General features: G+C 63.4%; 24 protein-coding genes. 7 read left to right on the forward strand and 17 right to left on the reverse strand.

Translation table 11 applies throughout. The features are described from left to right. The first annotated feature begins 11 nt into the window (after nucleotides 1-11). The gene (locus tag JQ609_RS03495) at nucleotides 12-908 is read left to right on the forward strand and encodes a LysR family transcriptional regulator (RefSeq protein WP_212205530.1); all 897 of its coding nucleotides are present in this window, start codon (nucleotides 12-14) and stop codon (nucleotides 906-908) included. 7 nt (nucleotides 909-915) lie between these two features. On the opposite strand, the gene JQ609_RS03500 is transcribed toward JQ609_RS03495, so the two are convergent. From JQ609_RS03500 to JQ609_RS03515, 4 genes are all read right to left on the reverse strand, one after another. Then, nucleotides 916-3216, reverse strand: a complete 2301-nt coding sequence (locus JQ609_RS03500; protein ID WP_212272015.1) for a PAS domain-containing sensor histidine kinase — start codon at nucleotides 3214-3216, stop codon at nucleotides 916-918. A gap of 204 nt (nucleotides 3217-3420) precedes the next feature. Continuing rightward, nucleotides 3421-4809, reverse strand: coding sequence for a cation diffusion facilitator family transporter (locus tag JQ609_RS03505; RefSeq protein ID WP_212272016.1), 1389 nt, complete (start codon nucleotides 4807-4809; stop codon nucleotides 3421-3423). A gap of 1036 nt (nucleotides 4810-5845) precedes the next feature. Then, nucleotides 5846-8836 carry an Ig-like domain repeat protein gene (locus tag JQ609_RS03510; protein ID WP_212272017.1) on the reverse strand — a complete coding sequence of 997 codons (2991 nt, stop codon included), beginning with the start codon at nucleotides 8834-8836 and terminating at the stop codon, nucleotides 5846-5848. Between the two features lie 405 nt (nucleotides 8837-9241). Then, nucleotides 9242-10225, reverse strand: coding sequence for a GlxA family transcriptional regulator (locus JQ609_RS03515; protein ID WP_212272018.1), 984 nt, complete (start codon nucleotides 10223-10225; stop codon nucleotides 9242-9244). Nucleotides 10226-10340: 115 nt separating this feature from the next. On the opposite strand from JQ609_RS03515, the gene JQ609_RS03520 reads away from it, so the two are divergent. Next, complete coding sequence (locus JQ609_RS03520) at nucleotides 10341-11048, forward strand: DJ-1/PfpI family protein (protein ID WP_212272019.1); 708 nt, start codon at nucleotides 10341-10343, stop codon at nucleotides 11046-11048. Nucleotides 11049-11181: 133 nt separating this feature from the next. After that, complete coding sequence (locus JQ609_RS03525) at nucleotides 11182-12351, forward strand: ABC transporter substrate-binding protein (RefSeq protein WP_312014796.1); 1170 nt, start codon at nucleotides 11182-11184, stop codon at nucleotides 12349-12351. 5 nt (nucleotides 12352-12356) lie between these two features. On the opposite strand, the gene JQ609_RS03530 is transcribed toward JQ609_RS03525, so the two are convergent. The 4 genes from JQ609_RS03530 to JQ609_RS03545 form a co-directional block, all read right to left on the reverse strand. Further along, a complete protein-coding gene (locus JQ609_RS03530) occupies nucleotides 12357-12857 on the reverse strand; it encodes a hypothetical protein (RefSeq protein WP_212205542.1) in 501 nt (166 codons plus the stop codon). A gap of 10 nt (nucleotides 12858-12867) precedes the next feature. Next, on the reverse strand, nucleotides 12868-13116 hold the full coding sequence (locus JQ609_RS03535) for a hypothetical protein (RefSeq protein ID WP_212205544.1): 249 nt from the start codon (nucleotides 13114-13116) through the stop codon (nucleotides 12868-12870). A 102-nt stretch (nucleotides 13117-13218) separates the two neighbouring features. Further along, nucleotides 13219-13455 (reverse strand): hypothetical protein, encoded by a 237-nt coding sequence (locus JQ609_RS03540; RefSeq protein ID WP_212205546.1) that lies wholly within the window; start codon nucleotides 13453-13455, stop codon nucleotides 13219-13221. Continuing rightward, on the reverse strand, nucleotides 13452-13616 hold the full coding sequence (locus tag JQ609_RS03545) for a hypothetical protein (protein ID WP_212272059.1): 165 nt from the start codon (nucleotides 13614-13616) through the stop codon (nucleotides 13452-13454). The genes JQ609_RS03540 and JQ609_RS03545 overlap by 4 nt, the downstream gene beginning before the upstream one ends. A 372-nt stretch (nucleotides 13617-13988) precedes the next feature. Here JQ609_RS03545 and JQ609_RS03550 point away from each other — a divergent pair, with 372 nt between their 5' ends. After that, nucleotides 13989-14468 carry a hypothetical protein gene (locus tag JQ609_RS03550; protein WP_212205548.1) on the forward strand — a complete coding sequence of 160 codons (480 nt, stop codon included), beginning with the start codon at nucleotides 13989-13991 and terminating at the stop codon, nucleotides 14466-14468. 202 nt (nucleotides 14469-14670) lie between these two features. Here the strand turns inward: JQ609_RS03550 and JQ609_RS03555 are convergent, their stop codons facing one another. After that, nucleotides 14671-15639: a zinc-binding dehydrogenase gene (locus tag JQ609_RS03555; protein WP_212205550.1), complete on the reverse strand. Its 969-nt coding sequence runs from the start codon at nucleotides 15637-15639 to the stop codon at nucleotides 14671-14673. Nucleotides 15640-15757: 118 nt separating this feature from the next. Next, nucleotides 15758-16753 (reverse strand): nitronate monooxygenase family protein, encoded by a 996-nt coding sequence (locus tag JQ609_RS03560; protein ID WP_212205552.1) that lies wholly within the window; start codon nucleotides 16751-16753, stop codon nucleotides 15758-15760. On the opposite strand from JQ609_RS03560, the gene JQ609_RS03565 reads away from it, so the two are divergent. Both JQ609_RS03565 and JQ609_RS03570 read left to right on the forward strand, forming a co-directional pair. Beyond that, on the forward strand, nucleotides 16712-17053 hold the full coding sequence (locus JQ609_RS03565) for a hypothetical protein (protein WP_212272021.1): 342 nt from the start codon (nucleotides 16712-16714) through the stop codon (nucleotides 17051-17053). The genes JQ609_RS03560 and JQ609_RS03565 overlap by 42 nt on opposite strands. An 18-nt stretch (nucleotides 17054-17071) precedes the next feature. Then, complete coding sequence (locus JQ609_RS03570; protein WP_212272022.1) at nucleotides 17072-17290, forward strand: hypothetical protein; 219 nt, start codon at nucleotides 17072-17074, stop codon at nucleotides 17288-17290. Nucleotides 17291-17510: 220 nt separating this feature from the next. On the opposite strand, the gene JQ609_RS03575 is transcribed toward JQ609_RS03570, so the two are convergent. Continuing rightward, complete coding sequence (locus tag JQ609_RS03575) at nucleotides 17511-18713, reverse strand: MFS transporter (RefSeq protein WP_212272023.1); 1203 nt, start codon at nucleotides 18711-18713, stop codon at nucleotides 17511-17513. Next, nucleotides 18710-19453 (reverse strand): 3-oxoacyl-ACP reductase family protein, encoded by a 744-nt coding sequence (locus JQ609_RS03580; RefSeq protein ID WP_212272024.1) that lies wholly within the window; start codon nucleotides 19451-19453, stop codon nucleotides 18710-18712. The genes JQ609_RS03575 and JQ609_RS03580 overlap by 4 nt, the downstream gene beginning before the upstream one ends. A gap of 105 nt (nucleotides 19454-19558) precedes the next feature. Between JQ609_RS03580 and JQ609_RS03585 the strand changes: the two genes are divergently transcribed. Then, the gene (locus JQ609_RS03585; protein ID WP_212205558.1) at nucleotides 19559-20167 is read left to right on the forward strand and encodes a TetR/AcrR family transcriptional regulator; all 609 of its coding nucleotides are present in this window, start codon (nucleotides 19559-19561) and stop codon (nucleotides 20165-20167) included. 109 nt (nucleotides 20168-20276) lie between these two features. Here JQ609_RS03585 and JQ609_RS03590 read toward each other — a convergent pair whose 3' ends face one another. The 5 genes from JQ609_RS03590 to JQ609_RS03610 form a co-directional block, all read right to left on the reverse strand. Next, a complete protein-coding gene (locus tag JQ609_RS03590) occupies nucleotides 20277-21341 on the reverse strand; it encodes a ketopantoate reductase family protein (RefSeq protein ID WP_212272025.1) in 1065 nt (354 codons plus the stop codon). Between the two features lie 208 nt (nucleotides 21342-21549). Beyond that, entirely contained in the window at nucleotides 21550-22569 is a 1020-nt protein-coding gene (locus JQ609_RS03595; RefSeq protein ID WP_212205562.1) for a 2-dehydropantoate 2-reductase, read from the reverse strand. A 105-nt stretch (nucleotides 22570-22674) separates the two neighbouring features. Further along, nucleotides 22675-23103, reverse strand: a complete 429-nt coding sequence (locus JQ609_RS03600) for a CBS domain-containing protein (protein ID WP_212205564.1) — start codon at nucleotides 23101-23103, stop codon at nucleotides 22675-22677. Between the two features lie 271 nt (nucleotides 23104-23374). Then, nucleotides 23375-24667 carry an oxalate/formate MFS antiporter gene (gene oxlT, locus JQ609_RS03605; RefSeq protein WP_212272026.1) on the reverse strand — a complete coding sequence of 431 codons (1293 nt, stop codon included), beginning with the start codon at nucleotides 24665-24667 and terminating at the stop codon, nucleotides 23375-23377. 242 nt (nucleotides 24668-24909) lie between these two features. Then, nucleotides 24910-26412: a tripartite tricarboxylate transporter permease gene (locus JQ609_RS03610; RefSeq protein WP_212002217.1), complete on the reverse strand. Its 1503-nt coding sequence runs from the start codon at nucleotides 26410-26412 to the stop codon at nucleotides 24910-24912. Nucleotides 26413-26528: the final 116 nt, after the last annotated feature.

The following is a 26528-nucleotide window of genomic DNA, read 5'->3' on the forward strand; positions in this document are numbered from 1 at the left end:
CTGAGGCCTTCTTGCTCGATAAGCTTGAACTATTGCTGGCGCTCGCAAAGGAGCGGCATTTCGGACGCGCCGCCGAGGCGTGTGGCGTCACCCAGCCGACCATGTCGACGAGCCTCAAGCAGCTCGAGGAAATCCTCGGCGTCATGCTGGTGCAGCGCGGCTCGCGCTTTCAGGGTTTCACGCCCGAGGGCGAACGCACGCTCGACTGGGCGCGGCGGATCGTCGGCGATACCCGCGCCATGCGGCAGGAGATCAACAGCCTCAAGGACAAGCTCTCCGGCGAGATCAGGCTGGCTGCCATCCCCACCGTGCTCGGCATGGTGGCGCAGCTCACCACGCCGTTCCGCGCGCGCCATCCCGATGTGCGTTTCCAGATCCGCTCATGCACCTCGGCCGAGGTGCTGGGGCTGCTCGAAAATCTCGAGGTCGACGCCGGGCTGACCTATATCGAGAACGAGCCGATCGGCAAGGTTCGCACCATCCCGCTCTACAACGAGAGCTACCGCCTGCTGACGGCGCCGGATGCGATGTTCGGCGATCGCAAGCAGGTCACCTGGAAGGAAGTCGGCCAGGTGCCGCTGTGCCTGTTGACGCCGGACATGCAGAACCGCCGCATCATCGACCGCGCGCTGACGTCGGTCGGCGCCGAGGCGATGCCGACGCTGACGTCGAACTCGCTCTTGGTGCTCTATACCCACGTCAAGACCGGACGCTGGGCCAGCGTGATGCCGGCGAAGCTGGCGGAGACGTTGGGGCTCGCGGATACCGTCCGCAGCATTCCGATCGTCGATCCCGTGGTCGATTACAGCATCGGCATGGTGATCCCGCAGCGCGATCCGATGACGCCGCTGATCGCAGCGCTGGTGCAGATCGCCCGCGAAGTCGCGCCGACGCTGGAATCGGCTTGAGGGCCGGCTAGCCCGCGACCGACAGCTTCGCTTTCGGCGCATGCGGCTCGCGCGGCAGCGTGATCCGCACCACCGTTCCGGTGCCGAGCTTGGAGCGCAGCCGCATCGTTCCGCCGTGCAGGCTGGTCAGCGATCTCGCGATGGCAAGCCCGAGGCCCGATCCCTGATAGGTTTTTGTCAGCTGGCTCTCGACCTGCTCGAACGGCTTGCCGAGCCGGCGCAGCGAGTCCGGGGCGATGCCGATGCCGGTGTCGGCGATCATCAGCACGATGGAGTCGTTCAGCACCTGGCCGCGCACCGTGACCTTGCCGTCGTCGGGGGTGAATTTGACGGCGTTCGACAGCAGGTTGACGAAGATCTGCTTGACTGCGCGGCGATCGGCCATGACCGAGATGGTGCTTTCGATGTCGGCGTCCAGTGTCAGATGCTTGTCTTCGGCGCGTCCCGAGACCACGCGCATTGACTCCGCCAGGATGTTCGACAGATCGAGCGGCTCCAGGTCGAGCTTCATGCGGCCGGCCTCGATCTTCGACATGTCGAGGATGTCGTTGATGACCTCGAGCAGATATTTTCCCGATGTCAGGATGTCGTGGCAGTACTCCTGATATTTGTCGGAGCCGAGCACGCCGAACATGCCGCTGCCCATGATCTCGGAGAACCCGATGATGGCGTTCAGCGGGGTGCGCAGCTCGTGGCTCATATTGGCGAGGAACTTTGATTTGGCCTGGTTGGCTTCCTGCGCGCGGGTTTTTTCCTGCGAGTACTTTTCGGCGAGGTCGGCGAGTTCGGATTGCGAGCGCTTCAGATCGAGCACGTTGGCGCGCATCCGGGCGTCGTTCTCGACCAGCTTCTGCTCGTGTTCCTTGATGCGGGTAATGTCGGTGCCGACGGAGACGTAGCCGCCGTCCTTGGTGCGGCGTTCGCTGATGTGCAGCCAGCTGCCGTCGTCGAGCTGGGCTTCGAAGGTACGTGCTCCCGGCGCTTGGGCGCCGGTCTCCTGCAGTCTGGTGCGGACCTCCGGCATGCTGCCGACTTCGATCACGGTTTCATAGGAGGTGCCTGATGTCACCGCCGAGTCCGGCAGTTTGTGCAGGCGCTGGAAATGCGAGTTGCAGAGCACCAGGCGGTCTTCCGCATCCCACAGCACGAAGGCTTCCGGAATCGTCTCGATCGCGTCGCGCAGCCGCAAATCCGCCTCGACGGTCTTCTCGGCGAGGCTCTTCTGCTCGGTGATATCGACCGCGATGCCGATCAGATGCAGGCCTGAGTCGGCGGCGGACTGGCTGAGTTCGCAGCGCACCCGCAGCCAGATCCAGTGGCCGCCGGTGTGCTGCATGCGGAAGGTCTGGTCGATATGGTCGAGCTTGCCGGAGATCAATTGATCGGCGATCGCGAACAGATCGATGTCGTCGGATTTCACCAGCGCGTTGACTTCGCCGAACGTGAGCAGGTCGTTGCGGGAGTCGAGCCCGAGCATCGTGAACATCGACTGCGACCAGAAAATCCTGCCGCGCGACAGGTCCCAGTCCCACAGGCCGCACCGGCCGCGGTTGAGCGCGGTGTCGATCCGGCCGCGCACCGCGTCATTGATCAGGTCGCCTTCGCGGGCGCGGGTCGATTGCCAGTGGAAGGCAAAGCCGAGGATCAGCACGACGAAGCCGGTGGTGGCGGACAGCGTCATCGACAGCGCCGCGTCCGATCCCCACAAGGGATCGTTCTTCTCCTGGATCACGATGACCTGGCCGGGCAGCGCCTTGACCAGCCGCGAAATCGCCAGCGCGCCGTTGCCGCTCGGCAGCGTCATGTCGTTGATGACGCCCTGATGAGCCGGCGCGGCGAGCAGTTGCGCGGTGGAGATCACGTCGAGCACGCGGTCGCTTCCGCTGAGGCCCTCGACCGGAATCCGCGCCAGCACGCGATGCTCCACGCCGGTGATGATGAAATGGCGGCCGGCCGCGTTGCCCCAGGAGGGAATGAGTTCGGGCAGCAGGCTCTGCAGCCGGTCGATGGTGAGCGCGCGATCCTGCCGGACCGAGGCGAGGCGATCGATGCGTTCGGCCATGAGGTCGGTGACGGCGGCGAGGTCGCGCTTCATGGCGGCGCGCTTCTGCCGGGTCTGGTCGATCACCTGCACGACCGCGCCGAGGCAGATCGTGATCAGAAAGGCGATGATCAGGGTCGGCACGGCGCGTCGTAGCGCCGGTTCGGCGATCAGCAGCCTGTGGTAAGCCGGTTTAGCGATCGATTGCGCCAATCCCTTGATCGAATCGGATTGGACACACGCGTTCGCCGCATGCGCGCGCGCCATGCTAATAGACCCCCACCGAAAATTCATTTTTGCACATCGTTTCGGAAGAGCCCTCGACTTCCGAATCACAGCGATTTGAATCCGTTTTTCCCTGGCTGTCGAGAGTCAACGATTCGTTAATATCAAATAAATCTTGTCCAACGGGGAATCGGGGACTCCAAAAAGAGTCCGAAACAGGAACGCGTCCGTATTAGTACGCCCAACTCACTCATAAGGCGGTTCGGCGTGGCTGATCACGCGCTTGATGGTCGGGAAGGCGCGGCGCAGCGCGCGCTCGATCTCGTCGACGTTCTCATGCACCTTGATGACGCTCATCGAGGGCGCGGCGCGGCAATGGAAGTTGACGATTTCGCCGGCGTCGGTGTCGCGCACCCGCACATTATGAATGTCGTGGATGGCGCCATTGGCCGCGAAACCCGTCAGCGCCGCCTTGATGACTTCCACCCGTTCGGGTGAGGCGTCGGTACCGTGGGGCAGTTCCGGTTCCAACGGCTCGATATGGGTATCGACCTCGACATCCTCGCCAAAATCCTCGCGGATGCTGCGCTCCAGTTCATGGGCGATGTCGTGCGCCGCTGATAGCACCATGTCGCCGTCGACCTCGAGGTCGATGCTGACGGTCAGCCGGCCGCCGAGATCGTGCACCGTGACGTGGTGGACCGCGAGGCCGGAATTGCGCGCGATCACCATGATGCGCTCGCGCACGCTCTCATTGTCGCGCGCCACCGGCACCGCGGTGAACGTCAAATCGGCGTCGCCGAGCGCCTGGCTCACCGCCGCCTGCGCGATCCGCTTGATGGCCTCGACGCGGTCGATCGGGTAGGTGCGGGGCACGTTGACGATGGCGTCGATGAAATGGGTCGGCCCGACCATGCGCACGCGCAGCCGTTCGACACCGACCACGCCGGGTACGGCGCGGATCGCCGCGGAGGCTTTCTCCGCCGCGCCTTCCGGGGCGCGGTCGAGCAGCGTTTCGATGGTCGATCGTCCCAGCCGCAAGCCCAGCAGCGATATCATCACGGCGACCGCGATCGCCGCCGCCGTGTCGCCCCAGGCATAGCCGAAGCCGGTCAGCACCAGGCCGATGATGACGGCGGTCGAACCCAGCACATCGGAGGCAAAATGCAGCGCGTCGGCGGCCAGCGCCTGGCTCTTGGTTTCGCGCGCGGTGCGATGCAGCGCCCGCGCCCGCCAGAAATTGACGCCGATGTCGATCACCAGCACCACGAAGGGCACTGCCGAGAGCGTCGGCGGCGGCGCGCCGTCGCGCAGGCGGCTCCAGGATTCCACCAAAATGCCGCCGGCCAGCACATAGAGCAGCGCGATGACGAACAGCGCCGACAGGCTTTCGAACTTGCCGTGGCCGTAATGATGTTCCGCATCGGCCGGCTGGTCGGAGACGCGCACCACCAGCCAGGTGATGATGGTCGCGATCACGTCGACCGAGGAGTGCAGGGCCTCCGAGATCAGCGCCAGACTGCCGATCGCAATTCCGACCGCGAATTTCGCCGCGGCCATGCCGGCGCTGGCGAATATCGAGATCGCGGCGACGTTGGTCTTGAGGTTGGAAACGCGGGCGTGGGTCAGTGTCATGACCGGCGGTTTAGCAGGGCGCCCGTCAACATCAAGCGCCCATCCACAGCGCTAGTCGCAACTGGTTTGCAGAAGCAGGTTTGTTGCGAATTGTTCTGAATTGAAGGAGCTGACATGCGAAGGCTTATCCGTTCTGTCGTCCCGGCTTAGTGCGCAATTGCGCACGGGGGCCGGGACCCATACCGCGTGATCTCTCGGCGAAGCCTCGGTAGCAGAGATTTTTCGCAAAACTTCTCCCTGTGGTTATGGGTCCCGGCCTTCGCCGGGACGACGACAACATATGGCTCCGCGATCTCGCGACGCATTGCGCCCGAGTCTTGCTTGAATTCTTCCCGCCCTCTCAAGAGAGGGCGCAGGGAATGCCGGATGCACGCTGCACCCGCGGTCTCGTGTGCGGTTAGCACAAAGGAAAGTGCACACGAGCATACAGGGCAGCGGAGGCGATCCGACATTCCCTGCGCAATGGCTTTACGGCTTATGCCGTGCTCTCCCCGGCGACGAGTTCGTTTTTGTCACCGTCGTCTGCGAATTGACGGCGCATCGAGACCCGGTCGGGTTCGACTTGCCTTTCGCAAACTTGACACCAGCAACGGGTGCCAGGACCACACGGTTTTGCCGTACGCAGCATTCCCGTCTTCGCCTTTGGCTTCGCCGGGCACGGCCCGTCTTCGCTTTCAGGTCCATTCGGGCGTTGGCATCGCTCGTCTTGCGCGCCGTGAGCCGCTCATGAGGTTCATCTCACCCTGCAGTCACCTGTCGCGCACGACGCTGCCGCGTCCACCGCACCCCGTCCCACGTTCGTGACGATCGCGAGCGCCCCTCTCATTGGGACGGGATGGATGAGCTGTGCAGGTGATTTGGGGGTGGCGTCAAGGGGTATTTCTGGAAAACGGAAAATTGTTGCTGCGGGGCTGCCGAGGCTTCGCATAACAGTATTGGAGTGGCCTGTAACCCGGATGAGCAACGCGAGATATCCGGGTATTGTGTCGCGCTGATTCCGCATGCGCGCATGCGCGCATGCGGGCTACTCGCTTTTCTAGCGCGCACCGAAGGGCAGGGATGCCCGCGCGCGATAGGTCCAGAGCCCGAAACTGCCACCGAGGCCGCTGCGCTCGCCGCCGATGGCGAGTTGCGCGCCGTTGTCGAACCGCGCCGTCACGCCGCCAACAGCGCGCGCCGACCAGCCGTCGAGCACGACAAACGGCAGCGCGCCCGGCGCGACCAGCGCGACGCTGTCACTCTTGAAATAGTAGTCGCCGTAGAGGCCGACGTAAGGCGTCAGGACCGTCGCACCCGACCACGCGACCGGATAGGCCAGCTTGGTGCCGGCGCTGGCGCGGCCGGTCGAGAAGTCGCGCGCGGCTTGCAGGGTGCCGAGCGTGTCGGTGTAGGCGTTTTCATGTTCCCACAACGCGTAGACGCGCGCCGATGGTTCGATCTGGAAACCGTAACTGCTGTAAGTGCCGGTGAGCCCGCTCGTGACCAGCCAGCGCTGGCCGGTGAAGGATCCGGCGGCGGTGCCCGCCGTGCCGTCGAAGCCGATTCCCGAATAGGCGACGCCGGCGTCGAAGCGGATGCCTTGCGTTATCTTCCAGCCGAGATAGGAGCCCACGGTCCAGCCGTCGCCCTTCAGCCGGCCCGAGAGCGCATCGGAACGATAGTCGAAGGTCTCGTAGCCGCCGAGTACGCCGGCGACGAAGTTGGGTGTGAACCTGCGGGTCAGACCTGCCAGCAGGTTGATCTGGTTGCCGTAGACGACGGTGGCGCCGGGCACGGCTGACGAACTGCCCCAGCGATCGAGCGTCGCGCCGCGCACTTCGGCCCAGCCCAGCCATTCCTTCGGCTCGGCGACACGGAGCGGCGGCGCCTTGGTGGACGGCGCATAGCCGATCGCATTGAACGCGTCCTCGATGCGCGCAGGCTGGCCCGGCTGGGAGCTTCGTCCATTGTTGGCCAATGTCCCGCCGGCGCCGGTAAAGGGATCGGTGGAACGGATGGATCCATTCGCCGGCTGCGCGTCGGGATCGGCGGCGAAATTGAAACGCACACCGCTGGCGCTCGGTGAGATGAAGGCGCCGCCGCCGCTAAAGGCCTCGCCGATCGCGCTGTCGATGGCGCCGGAGATCGCCTGCCCGGAAACCTGGGCCACGATCGGCGTCACCAAAACCTGCAACGCGCGCAGCTTCACGCTGTCCGCGGGCGTGCTGACGGTCTGGCTCAGTGCCGGTGACGTCGCGGGACCGAAAGTCGCGGCCCCGCCATAACTCGCCGTGATGGTGTGCGAACCGACCGTGAGCGTCGAGGTCGTCAGGGACGCAATGCCGGCCGCCAGCGTGGCGGTGCCGATCGCGACGCCACCGTCGCTGAAAATCACCGTGCCGGCCGGCGTTCCCGCGCTGCTGGTGACCGTGGCGGTGAACGTCACCGGTTTGCCGAATTCGCTCGGGTTGAGCGAGGACACCAGCGCCGCCGCCGTGGCCGCCGTGCCGACCGTCTGCGTCAGCACGGGCGATGTGCTGGCGAGGAAATTCACATCGCCATTATAGGTCGCGGTGATCGCATGCACGCCGACGGCTAGCGACGAGGTGGTGAAGGTTGCCGTCGCCGCTCCGCCGAGCGCCACGGTGGCCAGCACCGTCGCGCCATCCCTGAACGTGACATTGCCTGTCGCGCCGCCTGCCGAAACCGTGGCAGTGAACGTCACGGCTTGAGCGAACGCGACCGGATTGAGCGAAGACGTCAATGCCGTCGTCGTCGCTGCGGAGGTGGTCACCGTCGTCGACACGCTCGCGCTGTTGTTGCCGGCGTTCAGATCGGGCGTGGCGCTCGCCACGGTGGCGACGTTGGTCAGGACGGTGCCGACAGCCAGCGCCCCGTTGACCGTCGCCGTGAGCGATAGCGTTTGCGGAGTGCCGGTGACGACCGTTCCCACCGTCCACACACCGGCGGCGAAGGTGCCCTGGCTCGGCGTGGCGCTCACGAAGGTTAGGCCCGCGGGCAGTGTGTCGTTCACCGTAACGGTGGCGGCCGGCTCGGGCCCGGCATTGCTCACCGTGATCGTGTAGGTGATGTTCTGCCCCGGCTGGATGGTCGCCGGGGCGGACTTGGTGACCGACAGGTCGGCGTTGACGTTGTGCGCCGTGACCGTTGCGCCCGCGGCATTGTTGCCGGTCGCGGGATCGAACTGATCGCTTTGCGAGATCGTCGCCGTGTTCGTGGTCGGATTGGTGGTGGTGACGGTGGCCTGCAACGCCAGTGTTTGTGGTGCGCCGGGCGTGACCGTTCCCACTGTCCAGATACCTGTAAGGTCGCTGTAGGTTCCTTGGCTCGGAGTGGCACTCACGAAGGTCAGGCCGGCCGGAAGCAGGTCCTGCACACTGACGTTGGTGGCAACATTCGGTCCCGCATTGCCCAGGGTGACCGTGAACGTCACCACATCCCCGACGATCGGGCTCGGATTGGACACCGTGTGGGTGAGCGACAGATCGGCGGTCTGCGGTGTGACCGTCGCGGACGCGGAATTATTCCCGCCGTTGGGGTCGGACTGATCGGAGGCTGCGATCGACGCCGTGTTGGTTTGCGCAGCGGCGCCGGCAACGGTGGCCACCAATTGCAGTGTTGCCGGCGCGCCGGCCGCGACCGAACCCACGTCCCAGATACCGCTACCCGATGCATAGGTTCCCTGGCTCGGAGCGGCGCTCACGAAGGTCAGGCCGGCGGGAAGCAGATCCTGCACACTGACGTTGGTGGCAGCGTCCGGTCCCGCATTGCTCAGGGTGACCGTGAAGCTCACCACATCCCCGACGTTCGGGGTCGGATCGGACACCGTCTTCGTCATGGCAAGATCGGCGACCTGCGCCAGTGCGGCCTGCGAGCCGAAGACGGTAAGCAAGAGGGCCAGCAGCAGCCCGACGATGCTGACGCGTCCAAAGCCCGGTCGTGTCGCGCGCGCCCTGAAGCGCCGTGCCCAATGCGGCCGGTCGGCATCGGCACAAAGCGTAACACGCGTTTCAACGATTTCCGACATGGCCGCCCTTGTCGGAAGCTGTGATAAGCTTACGGTATCCCGACCTTAAGCAGACGCGGCGCATCCGACGAATGGATTCGGACAACTGGAGCGACCAACGGGCGTCATGAAGGGCGTTTCCCAGGGCGTGTTGCTATTGCGCCACATGGCTTGAGCGGAAGTCCCGTCGACGCTCAGGGATTACCCGCACCCGGCACCTCCACCTCAACCACATCGATTCGTGACGACGACTTCCGCCGTGATTCTTCGTGCGACGTCGCGGCGCTCAGGCAAAATAGGGTTTTGCGCTCGGGGCCGCCGAGCACACAGGTGAGCGTGGAGGGCGGATTATCCGAAGGCGAAATCCGCCGGTGCATTTTCAAGCAAGAACGCGGATCACGCCAAGCTAATTCGCCATCCGCGCACTCACTGCCTCTCCCCCTGATAAAACCGCACCCGATAATCCTGCGGCAACACGTTCAGCCTCCGCCGAAACGCCCGCCGCAAATGCTCTTCGCTTTGAAATCCGGCGCGCGCGGCGATTTCCTTGATGGGGGCTGCGGATTCTTCCAGTGCCCTGCGGGCCGCCTCGACGCGAAGCTCTTCCACGGCCTTGCCGGGTGTGCGGCCGGTCTTTTGCCGAAACACGCGTGCGAAGGTGCGGGGACTCATGCCGACGCGTTCGGCCAGACTCTCGACGCGCAAATCGCGCCGGAGATTGTCCTGCATCCAGGTCGAGATGTTTTCGAACGCCGTGTCCTCGGACGATTGCAGTGACAGCGGCACGCTGAACTGCGCCTGCCCGCCGGGCCGCTTCAGGAACACGACCAGGCGGCGTGCGATACGCATGGCTTCGCGGTGGCCGAGATCATCCTCCAGCAAGGTGAGCGCCAGATCGATGCCTGCCGTCACACCCGCGGATGTCCAAACTCCGCGGTCGTGAACAAAGACCGGATCGACCAACACCGAAACGTCGGGGTACTGGGCTTTGAGCATGTCGCAGGAGCCCCAATGGGTGACCGCGCGCCGCCCGTGAAGCAGGCCGGCCGCAGCCAGAACAAAGGTACCGGTACAGACGGAGCAGACACGCCTCGCGTTCGGCGCTGCGGTGCGAAACCAGTCGACCAGTGCGGCATTCGCCGCGGCACGATGGACGCCGGGGCCGCCACCGACGATGAGGGTGTCGATATCAGTGCGGTCGCAGTCGGAGAGGGCGGATGTCATCACCTCCAGGCCGGACGAGGTTTTGACCGGACCACCCTTTAACGAGCAGATCTGCCAGACATAGGGCGTGCGGCCGGCTTCGGATGTTTCGCAGGCAAGCTCAAAGGCTTGCAGCGGCCCGGCAAAGTCGAGCAGCAGGCAATCCTCGAACAGGACGAAGACCAGACGGCGGGCGGTCGAAGCCATGAGCGGGCCTTGTCAGGCAATCTCTTCGTGAGTTTGGCAGGAAATGCGTGTATTATGACATTTCGGCAAACGGCCTCGCCTGTCAACATCCTCTTGTTCAACAGAGGGGTGCACGATGTCTGGCAAGCCGATCGAGATCGGACTTCTTTTCTTTCCCGGGATGACCCAGCTGGATGTCACCGGACCTTTCGAAGTCTTTGCCCGCCTTCCGAACGTTCGCATGCATCTGCTCTGGAAACGCATCGAGCCTGTGATCAGCGACGTCGGCCTGCCGCTGCTGCCGACCACGACTTTTGCCGACTGTCCGGATCTGGATGTGTTCTGCATCGGTGGCGGCCCGGGGCTGGTTGATTTTCTGGGCGATGATGAGGTCATTGCGTTCGTTCGCGACAAGGGTGGATCGGCGCGCTACGTCACGTCGGTTTGCGCGGGCTGCCTGATCCTCGGCGCCGCCGGCCTGCTCGACGGATACAAGTCGGCCTGCCATTGGCTGATGAGTGAGCAGCTTGCCGCCTTTGGCGCCATCGCGGTCGACGAACGCGTCGTGATCGACCGTAACCGGATTTCCGGCGGTGGTGTAACCGCCGGAATTGATTTCGGCTTCCAGGTAGCATCGGAGCTCTGCGGCGAAGAAGTCGCGAAGAAACTCCAGCTCATGCTGGAATACCAACCGCAGCCGCCGTTCGATATCACCGTGCAGAATGCGCCGCCCGAGATGCTTTCCCAAATGCGCCTTGAGGCCGAACCCTGGCTTCGCAAGCGCGCGGCGGCGGTCCAGAAGGCTGCCTTGAAGCTCAAATCGAAAGCAATGACGGCTGCATGAGCGGTTAGACGGCCGGAAACTTGGCGCCATTTTTGGGAAAGATACTCGCATGATTTGCAACGGCCGCGTGAACCCGGGAAGAATGATGTTCAAGGCCGCTGCTGCTTTGCTCTGCGGGGCAATGATCGGATCCGTGGCCCTCGCTCGCGCGGCCGAACTCTCCGGTGGCGTCGTCCGGATCGGTATCATCAATGACCAGACCGGGCCCTTGTCTGACTTGAGCGGACCAGGTTCGATCGCTGCCGCCAAAATGGCGGCGGAAGATTTTGGGAAATTGGTGCCGTCGATCAAGGTTGAGATCATAGCCGCCGACCACCAGAACAAGCCTGATATCGGCGTCGGCATCGTCCGGAAATGGTTCGACGTCGATGGCGTCGACATGGTCGCCGACGTGTCCAACTCGGCCGTTGGCCTCGCCATCCAGTCACTGGCCCGCGACAAGAACAAGATTGCGGTCTATTCGGCCGTGGCGACCACCGAACTCAACGGCAAGCAATGTTCGCGAAACGGCCTGGCCTGGCTGCACGATTCCTACAATCTGGTGTCGGGGCCGATCCGTACGCTGGTCGCCCAAGGCTACGATACGTGGTTCTTCATTGCGGCCGACTACGCGTTCGGCAAGAACATGGTGATGGAGTCGCAGCGCGTGCTCGCGGCAACAGGCGGCAAGTCGCTCGGCGCCGTGTATCACCCGATCGGCACCGCGGATTACGGCTCCTTCATCCTGCAGGCCCAGGCATCCGGAGCCAAGGCCATCGCCTTCGCCAATGCCGGTGAGCAGCTGGTGACGTTGATGAAACAATGGAACGAGTTCGGCATGAACACCGGCAAGCAAAAGCCCGTGGCCGAGCTGATGTTCCTCACCGACGTTCATGCGATGGGCCCGAAGATCGCAAAAGGCCTGACGACCCTCACGGCGTGGTATTGGGCGCTCAACGACGAGACCAGAGCCTTCGGCCAACGCTTCTTCAAGCTGCGCGGCACAATGCCCACGGCACCGCAAGCGGCGGTTTACTCAGGCGTTAGTCATTATCTGAAAGCCGTCGCGGCGGTTGGCGGCGATGCAACGGATCCGGTGCTGGAGAAAATGCGTTCAATGCCGGTTGACGACTTCTACGCAAGGGGAGCGAAGGTGCGCGAGGACGGCAAGCTCGTGCACGACTTCTATCTGGTCCAGGTGAAGGATCCGTCGGAGGTCAGGGCGCCCTGGGAATACTACAACGTGCTTGAAAAGATTCCGAGTGGCGAGGTCTACTCCGACCCGGCGAATAGCGAATGCCCGTTGGTAAAGCGGGTCAATTGAGATGCCTAGCTCGCCAGTTTGAGCGCGCTGGAGATTTCGGCAAGCGTCGCCTTCTCGGTATCGCTGACCACGACACCGCCAATACCGAGAAATCCACCCTCGGTGGATGCCTCGGCGACATTTTGGCTGATCTCGCGCAACCAGTTCTTGAACGCAGCCGCGTCGCCGGGCGCCTTGGCGCTCAGGACGCCGTCGACTTTTTGCAGGATTTCGATGCAGGCGGTCTTGACCTCGGAGGGCTTTTTGCCGCTGAGGCTTTCCTTTAAGCCGTCGCGCGCCACGGCTCGCCCCTCGCTTGTGGCGAAATCATCGACCACGGCCTTGATCAGCGGGTTGGAGCCCGTGTCCATCTTCGTCTTCGCCAGCATTTTTCCGCTTGCGAAACTCTCCTGGAGCAGGCCCCAAAGCCCGCTTGGCTCGGCGGCCGTTACGGCAAGGCCGGGCGCCATCACGCTCTCTAAAAGCGTTTTCCATTCGTCGGCGGTAAAGGTCGATTTGTCGGCCATGGCCTTCTCCTCACCGTCGCCGGGCTACCGCGACGCCGAGCAAGAAGGCGACCAGGAGAGATCCGAGCGGAGCTTCACGTGCAATGTTGCTAAGGATGCTTAGCGGCATGCCGGGTTTTCGGCCGGACTCGATCGCGTCGCCGACCCGGCTGGCCGCGCCTTTGACGGCGTCAGAGACCTCCTCGATTGTGGATTTGGGATCAGGGATCGGATCCAGGCCTTCGTAAATGAACGGCTGGGTGGGGGCGTCATCGGTCATGTCTTGAACTCCGGATCATTCTCAGCCAATCGATCCGCCGGCAATTGGTTCCTTATCGCCGCGCGCAAGCCTGAGGATCGGAGTCAATCAGGCCCGGGCACATCACGGCGTATCCGGCCTGTGAGTGGGATGCGATTTCCGAACGGCTCGCTCTTTGGGCGTGCGAGGCAGGTCCGCGAACTCGGACGAGTGGTAATCGCGTCCTTCGGGCGTGGTGATGCAGATGTCATAACAGCCGGCACGCGACATTTCCCGCGCTTTCTTGAGCGCAGCTTCTGCGGTCTTCCTGTGATGGATCAGTCCGCCGTGCTGGCACTTGGCCTTGATGGAAAAGCTCATTTCTTCTTCTTTTTCTTCTGCTTCCTCTTGATGATCTCGGCCTGGGCTCGAAAGGCGTGCGCCAGCGATTTCATCTGGTCGGCGACATAGGCGTCAACGGCGTACGCTGCGACGCGCTCCGCGGTGGCTGCCTGCTGCCGGATTGCCTTGGCCATTTTCATGGAAGGTCAATGTCTTGCCCGTGGTGTGGTTCCCTGCGGCAGCGTCGGGCGCGGTTTTGCCGCCGGTCGGCGGTGTCCGGCAACCGGGAAGCGCGTGCCGCCGAGGTCACGCCCTGCGTGCAAGGCATCCGCGGCGAGCGCAGGCGCTTCTGCAAATCCAGTCCCGCCGAAACCCAAGTTGAGCAACGTAGTGGCAATTCAGGAGTAGGAACGTTTAGTGAACAAAAGACATCCGTTGCAGTAGAACTGCCTGAATTTTGGCGATAATCTCTTCGCCCTCAAGCAAGAGCGCGGGCGCACAGCGCCCAAAGAGGTGGAGTCTGATTAAACTCGATTACGAAGACTCACTTTTGGACAAAGGGAGTAGTAGTGATGGTACAGTCTATAGTTGAGAGGGTCTCCAGCGTCATTGACCTGGAGGGCGAAATCGAAGCGGAGTTTCGAAGAAGTCCGCCGGTCCACGAGCGGCGGCCTGTCACTTTCACGCCGCCAAGGGTGCATGAGCCGACCGTGTCGATGGCGGACAACGCGTCGATGCCTCATTATGTCGAGCACCGCGAGGGAGCCACGGAAATCGGCAAGCTGACGGCGGAAGCCATTGTCCGCGAATACGAAGCTGCCGCGAAAGACATCGAGGCGATGGGCGCGGAACTGATCGAGCGCGTCAAGCAATGCGAGGCGATGACCCGCGATGCGCTCGCCGTGACCCAGGAGATGAGGGAAACCGCAGCCCGCTACCGCGAGGAGGCCAAGCGCATCTTCGTTCAGATCGAGGACTGTTCGCTGATGACGGCGGAGGTCCGCAAGACCTGCACCGAACTGAAGGAAAGGATCGCCACTCCGGCGATTTGATTCGGGCGCTTTAGTCTAGCAAGCCACCCTCATCCTGAGGGGTGATTGCCTGCGTTCCCCGGACGCTGCGCAGCACCACCAGCGCGTTTACACGCGTCTTCGACGCGCTATGGTGATGCGCTGCAGAGCCGGGGTCCATTGGTGCGTGGGTCCCGGCTCTGCGGAGCAGCACTGCGTGCTGCACTGCGTCCGGGACACGAGACTACAGCGTCACCACGATCTTCCCAAGGTGCTTGTTGGCTTCCATGTGCGCGAACGCCGCGCCGATCTCGGCGAATGGAAAAACCTTGTCGATCGGCAGCTGCAGTTTTCGCGATTCCACCGCCGGCCAGATGTCTTTGCGGACCTCGTCAAAGATCTCGCGAACTTCCTCGATGGTGCGGGTGCGGAAGGTGACCCCGATATAGTTGATGCGGCGCGCGGCGTGGAGGTCAAAATTGAAATCGGCATGGGTGCCGCCGAGCCGGCCGACATTGACGATGCGGCCCTTGACCTTGGTGGCCTTGAGATTCTGGTTCGCGACCGAGCCCGAGACCTGATCGACGATCAGGTCGACGCCTTCGCCGCCGGTCGCTTTGAGCACTTCATCGACCCAGCCAGGATCTGAGGAATCCACCGCGAGGTCGGCGCCGAATTCCTTCAACCGGCCGCGGCGCATCGCATCCGTGGAGGAGCCGATCACGAGTTTGGCGCCCTTGTATTTTGCGATCTGCATCGCCATCAGCCCGACGCCGGAGGAGGCGCCCTGGATCAGCACGGTCTGACCCGCCTGCAGCGCGCCTGACGTCACGACAGCGTTGTGCATGGTGGCGAGCGCGACGGGAAGCGTAGCGGCCTCCTCGAAATTCATGTTGGAGGGCGCGCGGAACAGCCGGCGGTGATCGGCCAGCGTGTATTCGGCGAACGCCGCGCCGCCCGAGCCCATGATCTTGTCGCCCACCTTGACGCCTTTCGCGTCAGGCCCGAGCTCGGCGACTTCGCCGGCCCATTCCATGCCCAGCACCGTGCCGACGCCGCCGGCCGCGCCATGCACATGGCCCTTGGTCATGCCGAGATCGGCGCGGTTGAGGCCGCAGGCGCTGACCTTGACCAGCACCTGCGTGCCCTTCGGCGAGGGTTTTGCGACGTCGGTGATTTCAGCGCCGTTGGCGCCGTAGACATAGGCTTTCATGGGCTCTTCTTTCTTCTCCCTCTCCCGCGCTTGCGGGGGAGGCGTAGGCGGCCTATGGCCGCCGTCCTTGGTCCCCCGCAAGCGGGAGAGGTGACCGAGTTCGCCGCGAGCAGCCGCGCTATTCCGCGGCCTGACGCGACGCGCCCGACATCATGCCTTCGAGGCGGCTGCGGATGATGGCTTCCGCATCGCGCATGATGCGCGACACCAGTTCGGCGCAGGTCGGGATATCGTGGATCAGGCCCTGGACCTGGCCGGCCGACCAGATGCCCTCATCGGCATCGCCGCTGGCGTAGACCATCTTGCCGCGCGCGCCGGCGACGAGTTCGCGCACGTCCTCGAATTTTGCGCCTTCCCTTTCCATCTGCACCACCTTGGTCGAGATCACGTTCTTGGCGACGCGCGAGGTGTTGCGCATGGTGCGGAAGATCAGCTCGGTCTCGCGCTCGTCATTGGCGACGATGCGCTCCTTCACCAGCTGGTGGATCGGGCTTTCCTTGGTGCACATGAAGCGCGTGCCCATGTTGATGCCCTCGGCGCCGAGCGCGAGCGCTGCGACCAGGCCGCGGCCGTCGCCGAAGCCGCCGGAGGCGATCATCGGAATCTTAATCTTGTCGGCGGCCGCCGGAATCAGGATGAGGCCCGGGGTATCGTCCTCGCCGGGATGGCCGGCGCATTCGAAGCCGTCGATCGAAAGCGCGTCGACGCCCATCCGCTCCGCCGACAGCCCGTGGCGGACGCTGGTGCATTTATGGACGATCTTGATGCCATGCTTCTTGAATTCGGTGACGTGCTCCTGCGGCTTGTTGCCGGCGGTTTCCACGATCTTGATGCCGGCCTCGATGATGGCCTGGCGGTATTCCGCGTAAGGCGGCGGCTTGATCGCGGGCAGGATGGTGAGGTTGACGCCGAACGGCTTGTCAGTGAGGTCGCGGCAGCGCGCGATTTCTTTGGTCAGGTCTTCCGGGGTGGGCTGCGTCAGCGCGGTGATCAGGCCGAGTGCGCCGGCATTGGCGACGGCCGCGACGAGTTCGGCCCGTCCGACCCATTGCATCCCGCCCTGGACGATCGGGTGCTCGACGCCAAACATTTCGGTGAACCGCGTCTTGATCATGTCCTGCCCTTTGTTTTCCGGGCGCGGGCGGAGCCACGCGCGGTTTTGTTGGATTTCGAGCGGCAGGATGCCGTCAGCAGGTGTAAAAGTCTACCGGCGGCGGGCGCGGGTCAGGGCATCGCCAGCATGCAAAAGCGCGCTGTTGTTTCCGCAGAGCGGAACATTCGGACATCCTTTCGCTGCGACGATTGGGGCGCGGGCGTTGCCAATTTCTGGGTGATCAAAATCACGGCACGTCCGGGAGCGCTGGAGCAAGTTGCGATCACGGGCCGCTTATGCCCGGAACATCAACCACTCTAGCGAACGGATAGGATGATCATGAGCAATTCCCTGAATCAGAACACGGGCGCTGACTGCGAAACCCTCAGCCTCACGCAACTCGAAGCCGTCAGCGGCGGCCGCATCGGCGGCGGCATTTTCGGCGACAAGGTCGTCATCATCGGCTGCACGACGCAGCCCCCGTTCGGCGGCTATCCCCCGGGAACGGTCACCTGGAATCCCTGGATCGGCCAGCCGTACCCGACGCCGATCTTTTAAGGGCGTGACCCACTTTTCGTCATGGCCGGGCATAGCCGTCTGAAGGACGGCGTCGCTTCCGCTCGCCTATGCCGGCCATCCACGTTTTTCTTGATCGCGTGAAGCGAAAACGTGGATGCCCGGCAGCGCAGACAAGTTTACGCGGTCTGCGCAAGGCAGACCGCTGAGGCCGGGCATGACGAGTTTCGCTGACGATCTTTCCGCGCCTGGCTGACGAAACTTAGCTGCCGGCTTGCACCTTAGATGCCGCGCGCCGCAACTGGTCGATCCGTTGGATGATCACCGCCGAGCTAACGGCCAAGGCCGCGAAAACTGCGGTGCCGACTCCCAACATTCTCAGGCCAGAAACCTCGATCAGGGCACCCCCGGTCACGGCGCCGACAGCGATCCCAAGATTGCAGGCCGCGATGTTGAGCGACATCGCAAAGGCCGGGGCCTCGTCGGCGGCCGACATCACGCGGACCTGGCAGAGGACGAAGCCGGCGGCGTGGCCCGCGCCCCAGAGCGCCAGCAGCGGAAGGAACAACCAGCTGTGGCCGCCAGTCACCGAAATGGCGCACACGGCGAAGGTCACGACCAGGAGCGCCGCCACCGTGCCCTCGATCGGTCGCCTGTCCGCCACGCGGCCGCCGATGGCATTGCCGATCAGACCTATGGCGCTGAATCCCATCAACAGCATCGCAACCTGCACGCCGCGGTAGCCGGCTTCAATCTCCAGGATCGCAGCCAGATAGGCATAGGATGCGAACATGGCAGCGAACACCGTCGCGGAGAGAACGAGGTGACCGAGGACGAGCGGCGATCGCAGGATCGTCGCCTGCTTTCCGACGTTGGGCCGGCATGAGGTGGAGACGGTCGGAAGGCCGATCGCCAGGGCGACGGCGCCGGCCAGCGCCAGGACACCCAGGCCTGCGAAAACAGTTCGCCAATCCGCCGATGTCCCCAGCGCCACCCCGGCCGGAACCGCGAAGACGAGGCCGGCGATAGTGCCGATGTTCACCTGTGCGATGGCGCGACCTTGGCGCTCCGGGCTGGCGAGGATTGCGATCACGCCGGCGCCGACGCTCACGAAAACCGGCAGGATTGCTCCTTCGACAATCCGGACTGCCAGCAGGAGCCCGTGACTCGGAACCGCGGCGGCCAAGAGATTGCCAACCCCGAAAATCGTCGCGACCGCGGCCAGACTGCGACGCGGCTGAAGACGCGTGGCGGCCAGGGTGAGCAGCGGTCCCAGCAGCGCAGCCGAAAGCGCGAAGGCCGACACCAGTCCGCCCGCGGCGGCCAGACTGATCCTGAGATCACGAGCCATCGACGGCAGAAGACCGACCACGACGAACTCGATGGCCACGACAATCGCGGTGACCAACGCCAGCAAGGGAACGGTGCGGCGGAGCGCCTTGTGATCGCTCGCCGCCCGGCTCACGCGTTGGCTCCGCCGTCGACGGTAAACCCGGCGCCGTTGGCGAACCGGCCTTCCTCGCTGGCGAGCCACGCGACAATACCAGCGATGTCCTGCGGCTTGCCGTATTCCGGGATGGGCATCCGGCCTCGCTGGAAATCAGCGCCTTCGCCCGTCGCAGGATTCATGTCGGTATCGGTCGAGCCGGGATGAACCAGGTTCACGGTAATGCCGCGCGGGCCCAAATCGTGGGCGAGGCCACGGGTGAAGCTGAGCAGGGCCGACTTCGACGCCGCATAAAGGGTGATGCCCGGCTGAGGCACCCGCTCCGCGAGATTGCTGCCGATGGTGATGACACGGCCGCCCTTGGACAGATGGGCCGCGGCCGCCTGGGTGGCGAGGATGACCCCGCGGACATTCACCGCCAAGGTGCGGTCGATATCCTCGAGCGTCCAGGTCTCGATCGGGCCATATCCTCGGACGATGCCCGCGCTGTTGACCAGGATGTCGAGCCCGCCCAGTTCGGCGGCGGCGCCGTCGACGGCGGACTTCGCCGCCACCGGATCGGCGCTGTCCGCGGCGATGGCGAGGCCCTTTCGGCCGCGCGCCTCGATCTTGGCGACCACGGCCTCGGCGCGATCGCGGGACTTCTCGTAGGTGAGGGCGACATCCGCCCCTTCATCGGCCAGGCGCAGGGCGATCGCAGCGCCAATTCCGCGACTGCCGCCTGTGACAAGCGCGCGCTTTCCTTCAAGACGTGACATGCGTTATCCATTCTGTGTTGATCGTTACAGAAATGGAGCCTGTCTCACTGGACGGGCGCTGTCAAATGAAATATATAGCGATCGATACAGAAAAGGATCGCATCCATGGCCGATCGTGGCCGGCCTCGGGGTTTTGATCGCCAGAAAGCGCTGGCGCGCGCGATGGAAGTGTTTTGGGCGCGAGGCTACGAAGGGAGTTCGATCTCCGATCTGACCGGCGCGATGGGCATTGCGTCACCCAGCCTCTATGCGGCGTTCGGCTCCAAGGAAGCGCTCTTCCAGGAAGCGGTGACACACTACAAGGCCACCGAGGGTCCGGAAATCCTCGCAGCGATGGACGCCGCCCCCGTAATCCGGGATGCGGTGGAGGCCTATCTCACCACCAGTGCCACGACCTTCACCCGGCGCGGGAAACCGCGCGGATGCATGGTCGTGCTGTCGGGCCTCACGCCGGCTGCGGCCAATGAAGGGCTCTGTGAGGGGCTGCGCAACGACCGCGCCGCCAACATCGATGATCTGGAATCCCGTTTGAAGCTGGCCGTATCGGCGGGGCAACTGCCGGCCGAGATGGACACCCGCGCAGTGGCGACTTTCTACGTGACGGTGCAGCAAGGCATGGCTATTCAAGCCCGGGACGGCGCGACCCGCGCAACGCTCATGCGGATCGCCCACGACGCCATGAAGGCATGGCCGGCGCTGATCGGTGTCGCCTAAGCCGACCGAGCGAAGTCGCTTCTTGAATCACAAGGGCGACCCCGACATGATGGCGGTTGCCGCACCGATAGGAAACAACGGCGCTATTCTCGAACCGTGATGGCGCCGATCAGGCCGAGCCGGATCCGCTCCCTACGATCTTCTCGCTCAGCTTCTGATCGACCACCTGCACCGTGTTGTCGATCTCGGCGTTGGGCGCGCCGAGCTGATGCGAAATCAGCTTCACCAGCAAGTCGACCCGCTCGATGAACGGCGCGCCAGCGGCGACGGCGCGGGCCGCCGATGACGGCTTGAGCAGGCTTTCCGCCGCCTTGGCATATTTCTCGAACGGCACCTGATCGATCGGGTCGGCGCCGAGACGCCGCGCGATGCCGTCGACATGGTCATAGATCGATCGCGACAGTTTCAGATCACCATGCACCGCGTCGCGGATCGACTGCGGCTCGTTCGGCGTGATGCAGCGGTAATTGCCGGTCAGCAGCATCGACCATTTGGCCAGCGGCACGAACAGCGAGTCGAACACCTTGAGCTTGACCGGAACGTCCTGGCCATCCAGTTTCACCGCATCGATGTCGGCTTCCAGTTCGCGCAGCAGCTGATTGTGTTTCTCGTCTTCGAATGCCGCTGCCTTGAAGTTTGTCGGCAGGCCGACATGAAGGATGTTCGCCGCCTCGTCCGGCGGGCGGAAGGCCTGCGGATCGGGCGAGCACAGCGACACCAGTCCCGGCTTGAAGCGCTCCCAGACCAGCGCGTTGGTGTAGGCTTCTTCGAGGTCCATGTCCGCCAGTGCGGGGATCCGCTTGAGATAGGGCAGCGGCGGCATGTTCATGATCGACAGACAAGGCAGCTTCGTCTCGGCGATCTTGATCATCAGAACCCGGATGGTGTGGTTGGTGTATTGCGGCTCCTGCATCGCAAGGCCAACCAGGTCGTAACGGGTCAGGTCGACTTCGCCAGGCGTGACTGCGTCCAGCTTGCCCGGCAGGTCGCGCGAAAAGATCGCCCGGTGCGCCTTCTCGTCACGCAGCTTGATGCGAACTTCAGTGCCCTCGCGATTGATGAGTTCGGCCGTCTTCTTCCGGCAAACCAGGGTCACGTTGTGACCGGCCATCAATAGTTTTGTTCCCAGCAACGAGCCGTAGGAAGCTCCAAGGATCAGAATGTTGCGCGCCATACTCTCTCTCTTCCACCGGTTATGCTGGGTTTTGCTTTGATGTTTCGCCCCACGCCTGGCCTCAAGAATTTCCGTCGCGCCTGGCGGCGGGGAAACGTAGGAGGCCTTAAATCGTCAAGCCTTGGGGGCAGCTCCTTCGGACGAGGAGCGGCTGTGCTTATCGCAAGTCCATCGGCATTACAATCACACAGCGGCTTCACCCGTTCCGTCATGCGAAGGCCGGAGCATTGGTTTCGGCCGGGCGGACATTGCCGTCATAGAGCCCGGCGATATTGGCGCGCTGGCCGACCAGCGCCAGCACGGCGTCGAGCGCCGGCGTCGGGATCCTGGTAAGCCGTCCCATTTCCTGCACCACCGTGACCAGCGGATCGATCTCCATCGGGCGGCCGCGCTCGAGATCCTGCAGCATCGAGGTCTTGTGCGCGCCGACCTTGCGGGCGCCTTCGATGCGGCGTTCGACGTCGACGCGGAAATTGACGCCGAAACTTTCCGCAATGGTCTGTGCCTCGATCATGATCGCCTTCGACAGCGCGCGCGTCGCCGGATCGGAGCAGATCACGTCGAGCGTGGCGTGGGTGAGGGCGCTGATCGGGTTGAGGCAGACATTGCCCCACAGCTTGAGCCAGATCTCGTCGCGGATCCGATCCAGCACCGGCGCCTGCATCCCGGCCTTGACGAACGCGTCGGAAAGCCGCTGCACGTCGGAGGTCGCCTCGCCGGAGGGCTCGCCGAGCGGGAAGCGGTCGCCATAGACGTGGCGGATCACGCCGGGCGCCTCGATCTCGGTCGCGGGGTAGACGATGCAGCCGATCGCGCGCTGCGGCGTCAGCTCGCGCCACTGCCGGCCGCCGGGATCGATGCTCTCCAGCGTCGAACCCTCATGGACGCCGCCATGCTTGTGGAAATACCAGTAGGGAATGCCGTTGACCGCGGTGACGACGCGCGTATGCGGTCCGAGCAGCGGCTGCATCGCTTGCAGCACGCCGGTGATCGAATGCGCTTTCAGGCAGATGATGACGTAATCCTGCGGCCCGAGATCGGCGGGATTGTCGGTGCAGCGCGGATGCACCACGCGCTCCTCGTCGCCGATCAGAAGCTTGAGCCCATTGGCGCGCATCGCGGCAAGGTGGGCGCCGCGCGCCACCAGGCTGACATCGACGCCCGCGCGCGCAAGCTGCACACCGAGATAGCCGCCGATCGCACCGGCGCCGTAGATACAGATTTTCATGGGGTCTTTCGCAAAAGCCAAATGGTTGACAATTCCGGCGTCAAGCGGGCGCCGGTGCAAAGTCGTCTCGGACCCGCGCGTTGCCGCGAAGGCCCAGGGCGAATGTCAGGCCGAAATGGCCAGCTGAGCGTTGGCTTCCTCGTCAAACGCGGTCGAGATGTCGCGGATGCTGACGACGCCGATCAGGCTGTAATTCTCGAGCACCGGCACATGGCGGATGTGGTGCTTGTTCATGAGATGGCGAACGTGCTCGAGCGAATCCTGCGAACTGCACGACACCAGCTGCTGCACCGAGATGAATTGCGAAACCTTGAGATTGGCTCCGGCGGCACCGTACTCGGCGATCGCGCGAACCACGTCGCGTTCGGTGAACATGCCGACCGCCGTATTGCCCTCGGTGCGAACGACATCCTTGACCACCAGCGCGCTGATATTGCTGGAGCGCATCAGTTGCGCGGCGATGGCAACCGTCTCGTTCATGCGAACCGTCGCGACACGGGCGGTTTTCTTGCGCAGGATATCTCCGACTTGCATGGCAACCTCCTTGGGGTGGATTATGCGCAATTCTGGTATACATAATACCATAAGTCAACACGGAATAGGGCAGGTCGCTGGCAAGACATGTCCATAGAAATAGGCAGTATTGTTGACGTTTTAGAGCGCAGGGTGCGGCGCCGGACAGCCGGCACGGGTTGGCTCGGTGGACTGAAATAGTCTCAGGTATACCAGGCCGGATGTCCTCAATAACAAAAGCGCGCCCATCCCGGGGGATGAGCGCGCTTGTCGTCGGGTCGGGTAGGGCAGGTTAGGTGGACGCCTTTGCGTTCGCGACCACCACCTTGCGCCACGGCTTGAGCACGAAGATCGCCAGCAGCGAGGCGAGGATGTTGGCGCCCGCCGCGATGATGAACACGCTGTCCCAGGTGCCGGAAGACTGCTGCATGTAGTTTGCGATCGGCACCAGCAGGGCTGCCGTGCCCTTCGCCGTATAGAGCAGGCCGGCATTGGTGGTCGCGAACTTCGCACCGAACGTGTCCGTGCAGGTCGAGGGGAACAGCGAGTAGATCTCGCCCCAGGCAAAGAACACGAAGCCCGACAGCAGCACGAACCAGATCGGATCGTGGCCCCACATGTACAGCGCCCAGATGCCGACGCCTTCCATGCCGAAGGCGATGAACATGGTGTTCTCGCGGCCGATCATGTCGGAGATCCAGCCGAAGAACGGCCGGGTCAGACCGTTGAGGACACGGTCGATGGTCGCGGCGAACGTCACCGCGGTCATCGTTACCGCCATCAGCGTCACCGGTACGCTGTCGACCTTCCAGTCGACGGCGATCGGCTTGAGGTTGGCGGTGACCATCAATCCGCCGGCGCCCACGATCACGAACATGAAATACATCAGCCAGAAGATCGGCTGGCGGATCACCTCGGTCGGCGCATAGTTGCGGCGGCTCTGGATCACGTTGGCGTTCTGGATCACGGCCGGGACTTGCCCTGCTTTCGGCGCGAACATCAGGAAGGCGAGCAGCACGATGATGATGCCTTGTCCGAGACCGAAATAGAGGAAGGTGGTCTGGAAGCCGGAATCCTTGATCATCGCCTGGATCGGGGCGACCGTCAGCGCGGAGCCGGCGCCGAAGCCGGCCGCGGTGATGCCGGCGGCGAGGCCGCGCTTGTCGGGAAACCATTTCAGCGCGTTGCCGACGCAGGTGCCGTAGACGCCACCGGCGCCGATGCCCGCGATGATCATGCCGAGATAGAAGCCGTTGAGTGTTTCTGCCTGCGCGTTGATCGCCCAGCCGACGGCGCAGAGGACGCCGCCGACGAGAACCACGATGCGCGGGCCGTATTTATCGACGAACCAGCCCTCGACCGGCACCAGCCAGGTTTCGAACAAAACAAAGAGGGTGAACGCCCATTGGATCGACGCGCGATCCCAACCGAACTTTTGCTGGATGTCGGGGACGAAGAACGTCCAGCCGTATTGGTAGTTCGCGATCATCACCATGGCGGCGACGCCGATCGCCAATTGCGACCAGCGGTAGGCATCGCTGACGCGGGTTACCCCGGGGGCCGCTTCGTGAACCGTGTCCGTCATCATTCCTCCTATGTGCGCTGTTCTATCGCCCGACAGCTCTGAGGAGGAGATTGGTATACGATATGCCAGTAGGCAAGAGAAATGTTGACGAGATGTCGCAGGCTAGTCGATTTTTTCGTGGATGTCTCTTTCCTCAATCCTTTTAGAAAATGCAGCATATAAAAAGACTTAGCCGCCGGATCGCGTGGCGATCCGACGGCTTTGAAGAGTCAGAAAATTTTTGTGTCTGGTATTTTTAGCCGTCAGGCGACCGAATGGGGACGCAAGCGGCTATAGCCTTCCTGGATCGCGGACCAGAACAGCGCGATCAGTCCAAGCACCATGATCGTGCCGACCAGCGAGTTCGAGAAGAACACGCCGAGCGAACCTTGCGAGCCCAGCAGCGATTGCCGGAAGGCTTCCTCCGCCTTGTCGCCGAGCACGATGGCAAGCACGAGCGGGGCGAGGGGATAGTTGCACTTCTTCAGGAGATAGCCGACCACGCCGAACACCAGCATCAGCACGACGTCGAAGGTCGAGCTGTGGACCGAATAGGCGCCGATCGCGCACAGCACCAGAATGAGCGGCGCAATGATGCTGAATGGCACGCGCAGGATGGCGGCGAAGATCGGCACGCAGGTCAGCACGACGATCAGGCCGACGAGATTGCCGAGATACATCGAGGCGATCAGACCCCAGACGAACTCCTTCTGCTCGACGAACAGCATCGGGCCGGGCTGCAGGCCCCAGATCAGGAGGCCGCCGAGCAGCACGGCCGCGGTCGGCGATCCCGGCACGCCGAGCGAAAGCATCGGCAGCAATGCCGCGGTACCGGCCGCATGCGCCGCGGTCTCCGGCGCGACCACGCCCTCGATCTCGCCCTTGCCGAAATTCTTGCCGTTCTTGGAGACCCGCTTGGCGATGCCGTAACTCATGAACGACGCCGGCGTGGCACCTGCGGGCGTCACGCCCATCCAGCAGCCGATCAGGCAGGAGCGCAGCGACGTCACCCAGTACTTCGGCATTTCCTTCCAGGTCTGCAGGACGACGCGCAGGTCGATCTTCGCCTTGCCGCCGCGGAAGGCCAAACCCTCTTCCATGGTCAGCAGGATCTCGCCGATGCCGAACAGGCCGATGACGGCGATCAGGAAGTCGAAGCCGTTGAGCAGCTCGGTCGAACCAAATGTCAGCCGCAATTGTCCGGTGATGGAATCGAGGCCGACGGCCGCCAGCGCAAAGCCGATCATCATCGCGGCGATGGTCTTGAATGGCGGCTCTTTACTCAAGCCGACGAAACTGCAGAACGCCAGGAAGTAGACCGCGAATTTTTCCGCTGGACCGAAGCGTAACGCAAAACTTGCGACCAGCGGCGCGACCAGCGTGATCATGACGACGGCGAACAGCGCGCCGACGAACGAGGAGGTGAAGGCGGCGGTCAGCGCTTCGCCGGCCTTGCCCTTCTGCGCCATCGGATAGCCGTCGAACGTGGTCGCCACCGACCAGGGTTCACCGGGTATGTTGAACAGGATGGATGTGATGGCGCCGCCGAACAACGCGCCCCAGTAGATGCAGGACAGCATGATGATCGCCGATGTCGGCGGCATGCTGAAGGTCAGCGGCAGCAGGATCGCGACGCCGTTGGCGCCGCCCAATCCCGGCAGCACGCCGATGATGACGCCGAGCACGATGCCGAGGATCATCACCATGATGTTGAATGGCTGCAGGGCGACCGCAAAGCCGTGAAAAAGATTGACGAGTTCTTCCATGCTTCAAGTCCTGCTAGCGTGAGCTAATGAAATGACAATTCCAACGACACGGGATTTCTGCTTTTATTTGAGCATGATCTTTTCGGAAAACCGGTATCCACTTTTCCGGATCATGC

The sequence above is a fragment of the Bradyrhizobium sp. AUGA SZCCT0169 genome (genome assembly GCF_018130085.1).
Classification (GTDB): Bacteria; Pseudomonadota; Alphaproteobacteria; order Rhizobiales; family Xanthobacteraceae; genus Bradyrhizobium.

What these genes read in the sequence shown, in the direction of transcription:
- JQ609_RS03500 (WP_212272015.1), bottom strand. Translation starts at nt 3,216, where the DNA reads ATGGCGCGCGCGCATGCGGCGAACGCGTGTGTCCAATCCGATTCGATC.
- JQ609_RS03505 (WP_212272016.1), bottom strand. Translation starts at nt 4,809, where the DNA reads ATGACACTGACCCACGCCCGCGTTTCCAACCTCAAGACCAACGTCGCC.
- JQ609_RS03510 (WP_212272017.1), bottom strand. Translation starts at nt 8,836, where the DNA reads ATGTCGGAAATCGTTGAAACGCGTGTTACGCTTTGTGCCGATGCCGAC.
- JQ609_RS03515 (WP_212272018.1), bottom strand. Translation starts at nt 10,225, where the DNA reads ATGGCTTCGACCGCCCGCCGTCTGGTCTTCGTCCTGTTCGAGGATTGC.
- JQ609_RS03520 (WP_212272019.1), top strand. Translation starts at nt 10,341, where the DNA reads ATGTCTGGCAAGCCGATCGAGATCGGACTTCTTTTCTTTCCCGGGATG.
- JQ609_RS03530 (WP_212205542.1), bottom strand. Translation starts at nt 12,857, where the DNA reads ATGGCCGACAAATCGACCTTTACCGCCGACGAATGGAAAACGCTTTTA.
- JQ609_RS03535 (WP_212205544.1), bottom strand. Translation starts at nt 13,116, where the DNA reads ATGACCGATGACGCCCCCACCCAGCCGTTCATTTACGAAGGCCTGGAT.
- JQ609_RS03540 (WP_212205546.1), bottom strand. Translation starts at nt 13,455, where the DNA reads ATGAGCTTTTCCATCAAGGCCAAGTGCCAGCACGGCGGACTGATCCAT.
- JQ609_RS03545 (WP_212272059.1), bottom strand. Translation starts at nt 13,616, where the DNA reads ATGAAAATGGCCAAGGCAATCCGGCAGCAGGCAGCCACCGCGGAGCGC.
- JQ609_RS03550 (WP_212205548.1), top strand. Translation starts at nt 13,989, where the DNA reads ATGGTACAGTCTATAGTTGAGAGGGTCTCCAGCGTCATTGACCTGGAG.
- JQ609_RS03555 (WP_212205550.1), bottom strand. Translation starts at nt 15,639, where the DNA reads ATGAAAGCCTATGTCTACGGCGCCAACGGCGCTGAAATCACCGACGTC.
- JQ609_RS03560 (WP_212205552.1), bottom strand. Translation starts at nt 16,753, where the DNA reads ATGATCAAGACGCGGTTCACCGAAATGTTTGGCGTCGAGCACCCGATC.
- JQ609_RS03570 (WP_212272022.1), top strand. Translation starts at nt 17,072, where the DNA reads ATGAGCAATTCCCTGAATCAGAACACGGGCGCTGACTGCGAAACCCTC.
- JQ609_RS03580 (WP_212272024.1), bottom strand. Translation starts at nt 19,453, where the DNA reads ATGTCACGTCTTGAAGGAAAGCGCGCGCTTGTCACAGGCGGCAGTCGC.
- JQ609_RS03585 (WP_212205558.1), top strand. Translation starts at nt 19,559, where the DNA reads ATGGCCGATCGTGGCCGGCCTCGGGGTTTTGATCGCCAGAAAGCGCTG.
- JQ609_RS03590 (WP_212272025.1), bottom strand. Translation starts at nt 21,341, where the DNA reads ATGGCGCGCAACATTCTGATCCTTGGAGCTTCCTACGGCTCGTTGCTG.
- JQ609_RS03595 (WP_212205562.1), bottom strand. Translation starts at nt 22,569, where the DNA reads ATGAAAATCTGTATCTACGGCGCCGGTGCGATCGGCGGCTATCTCGGT.
- JQ609_RS03600 (WP_212205564.1), bottom strand. Translation starts at nt 23,103, where the DNA reads ATGCAAGTCGGAGATATCCTGCGCAAGAAAACCGCCCGTGTCGCGACG.
- oxlT (WP_212272026.1), bottom strand. Translation starts at nt 24,667, where the DNA reads ATGACGGACACGGTTCACGAAGCGGCCCCCGGGGTAACCCGCGTCAGC.
- JQ609_RS03610 (WP_212002217.1), bottom strand. Translation starts at nt 26,412, where the DNA reads ATGGAAGAACTCGTCAATCTTTTTCACGGCTTTGCGGTCGCCCTGCAG.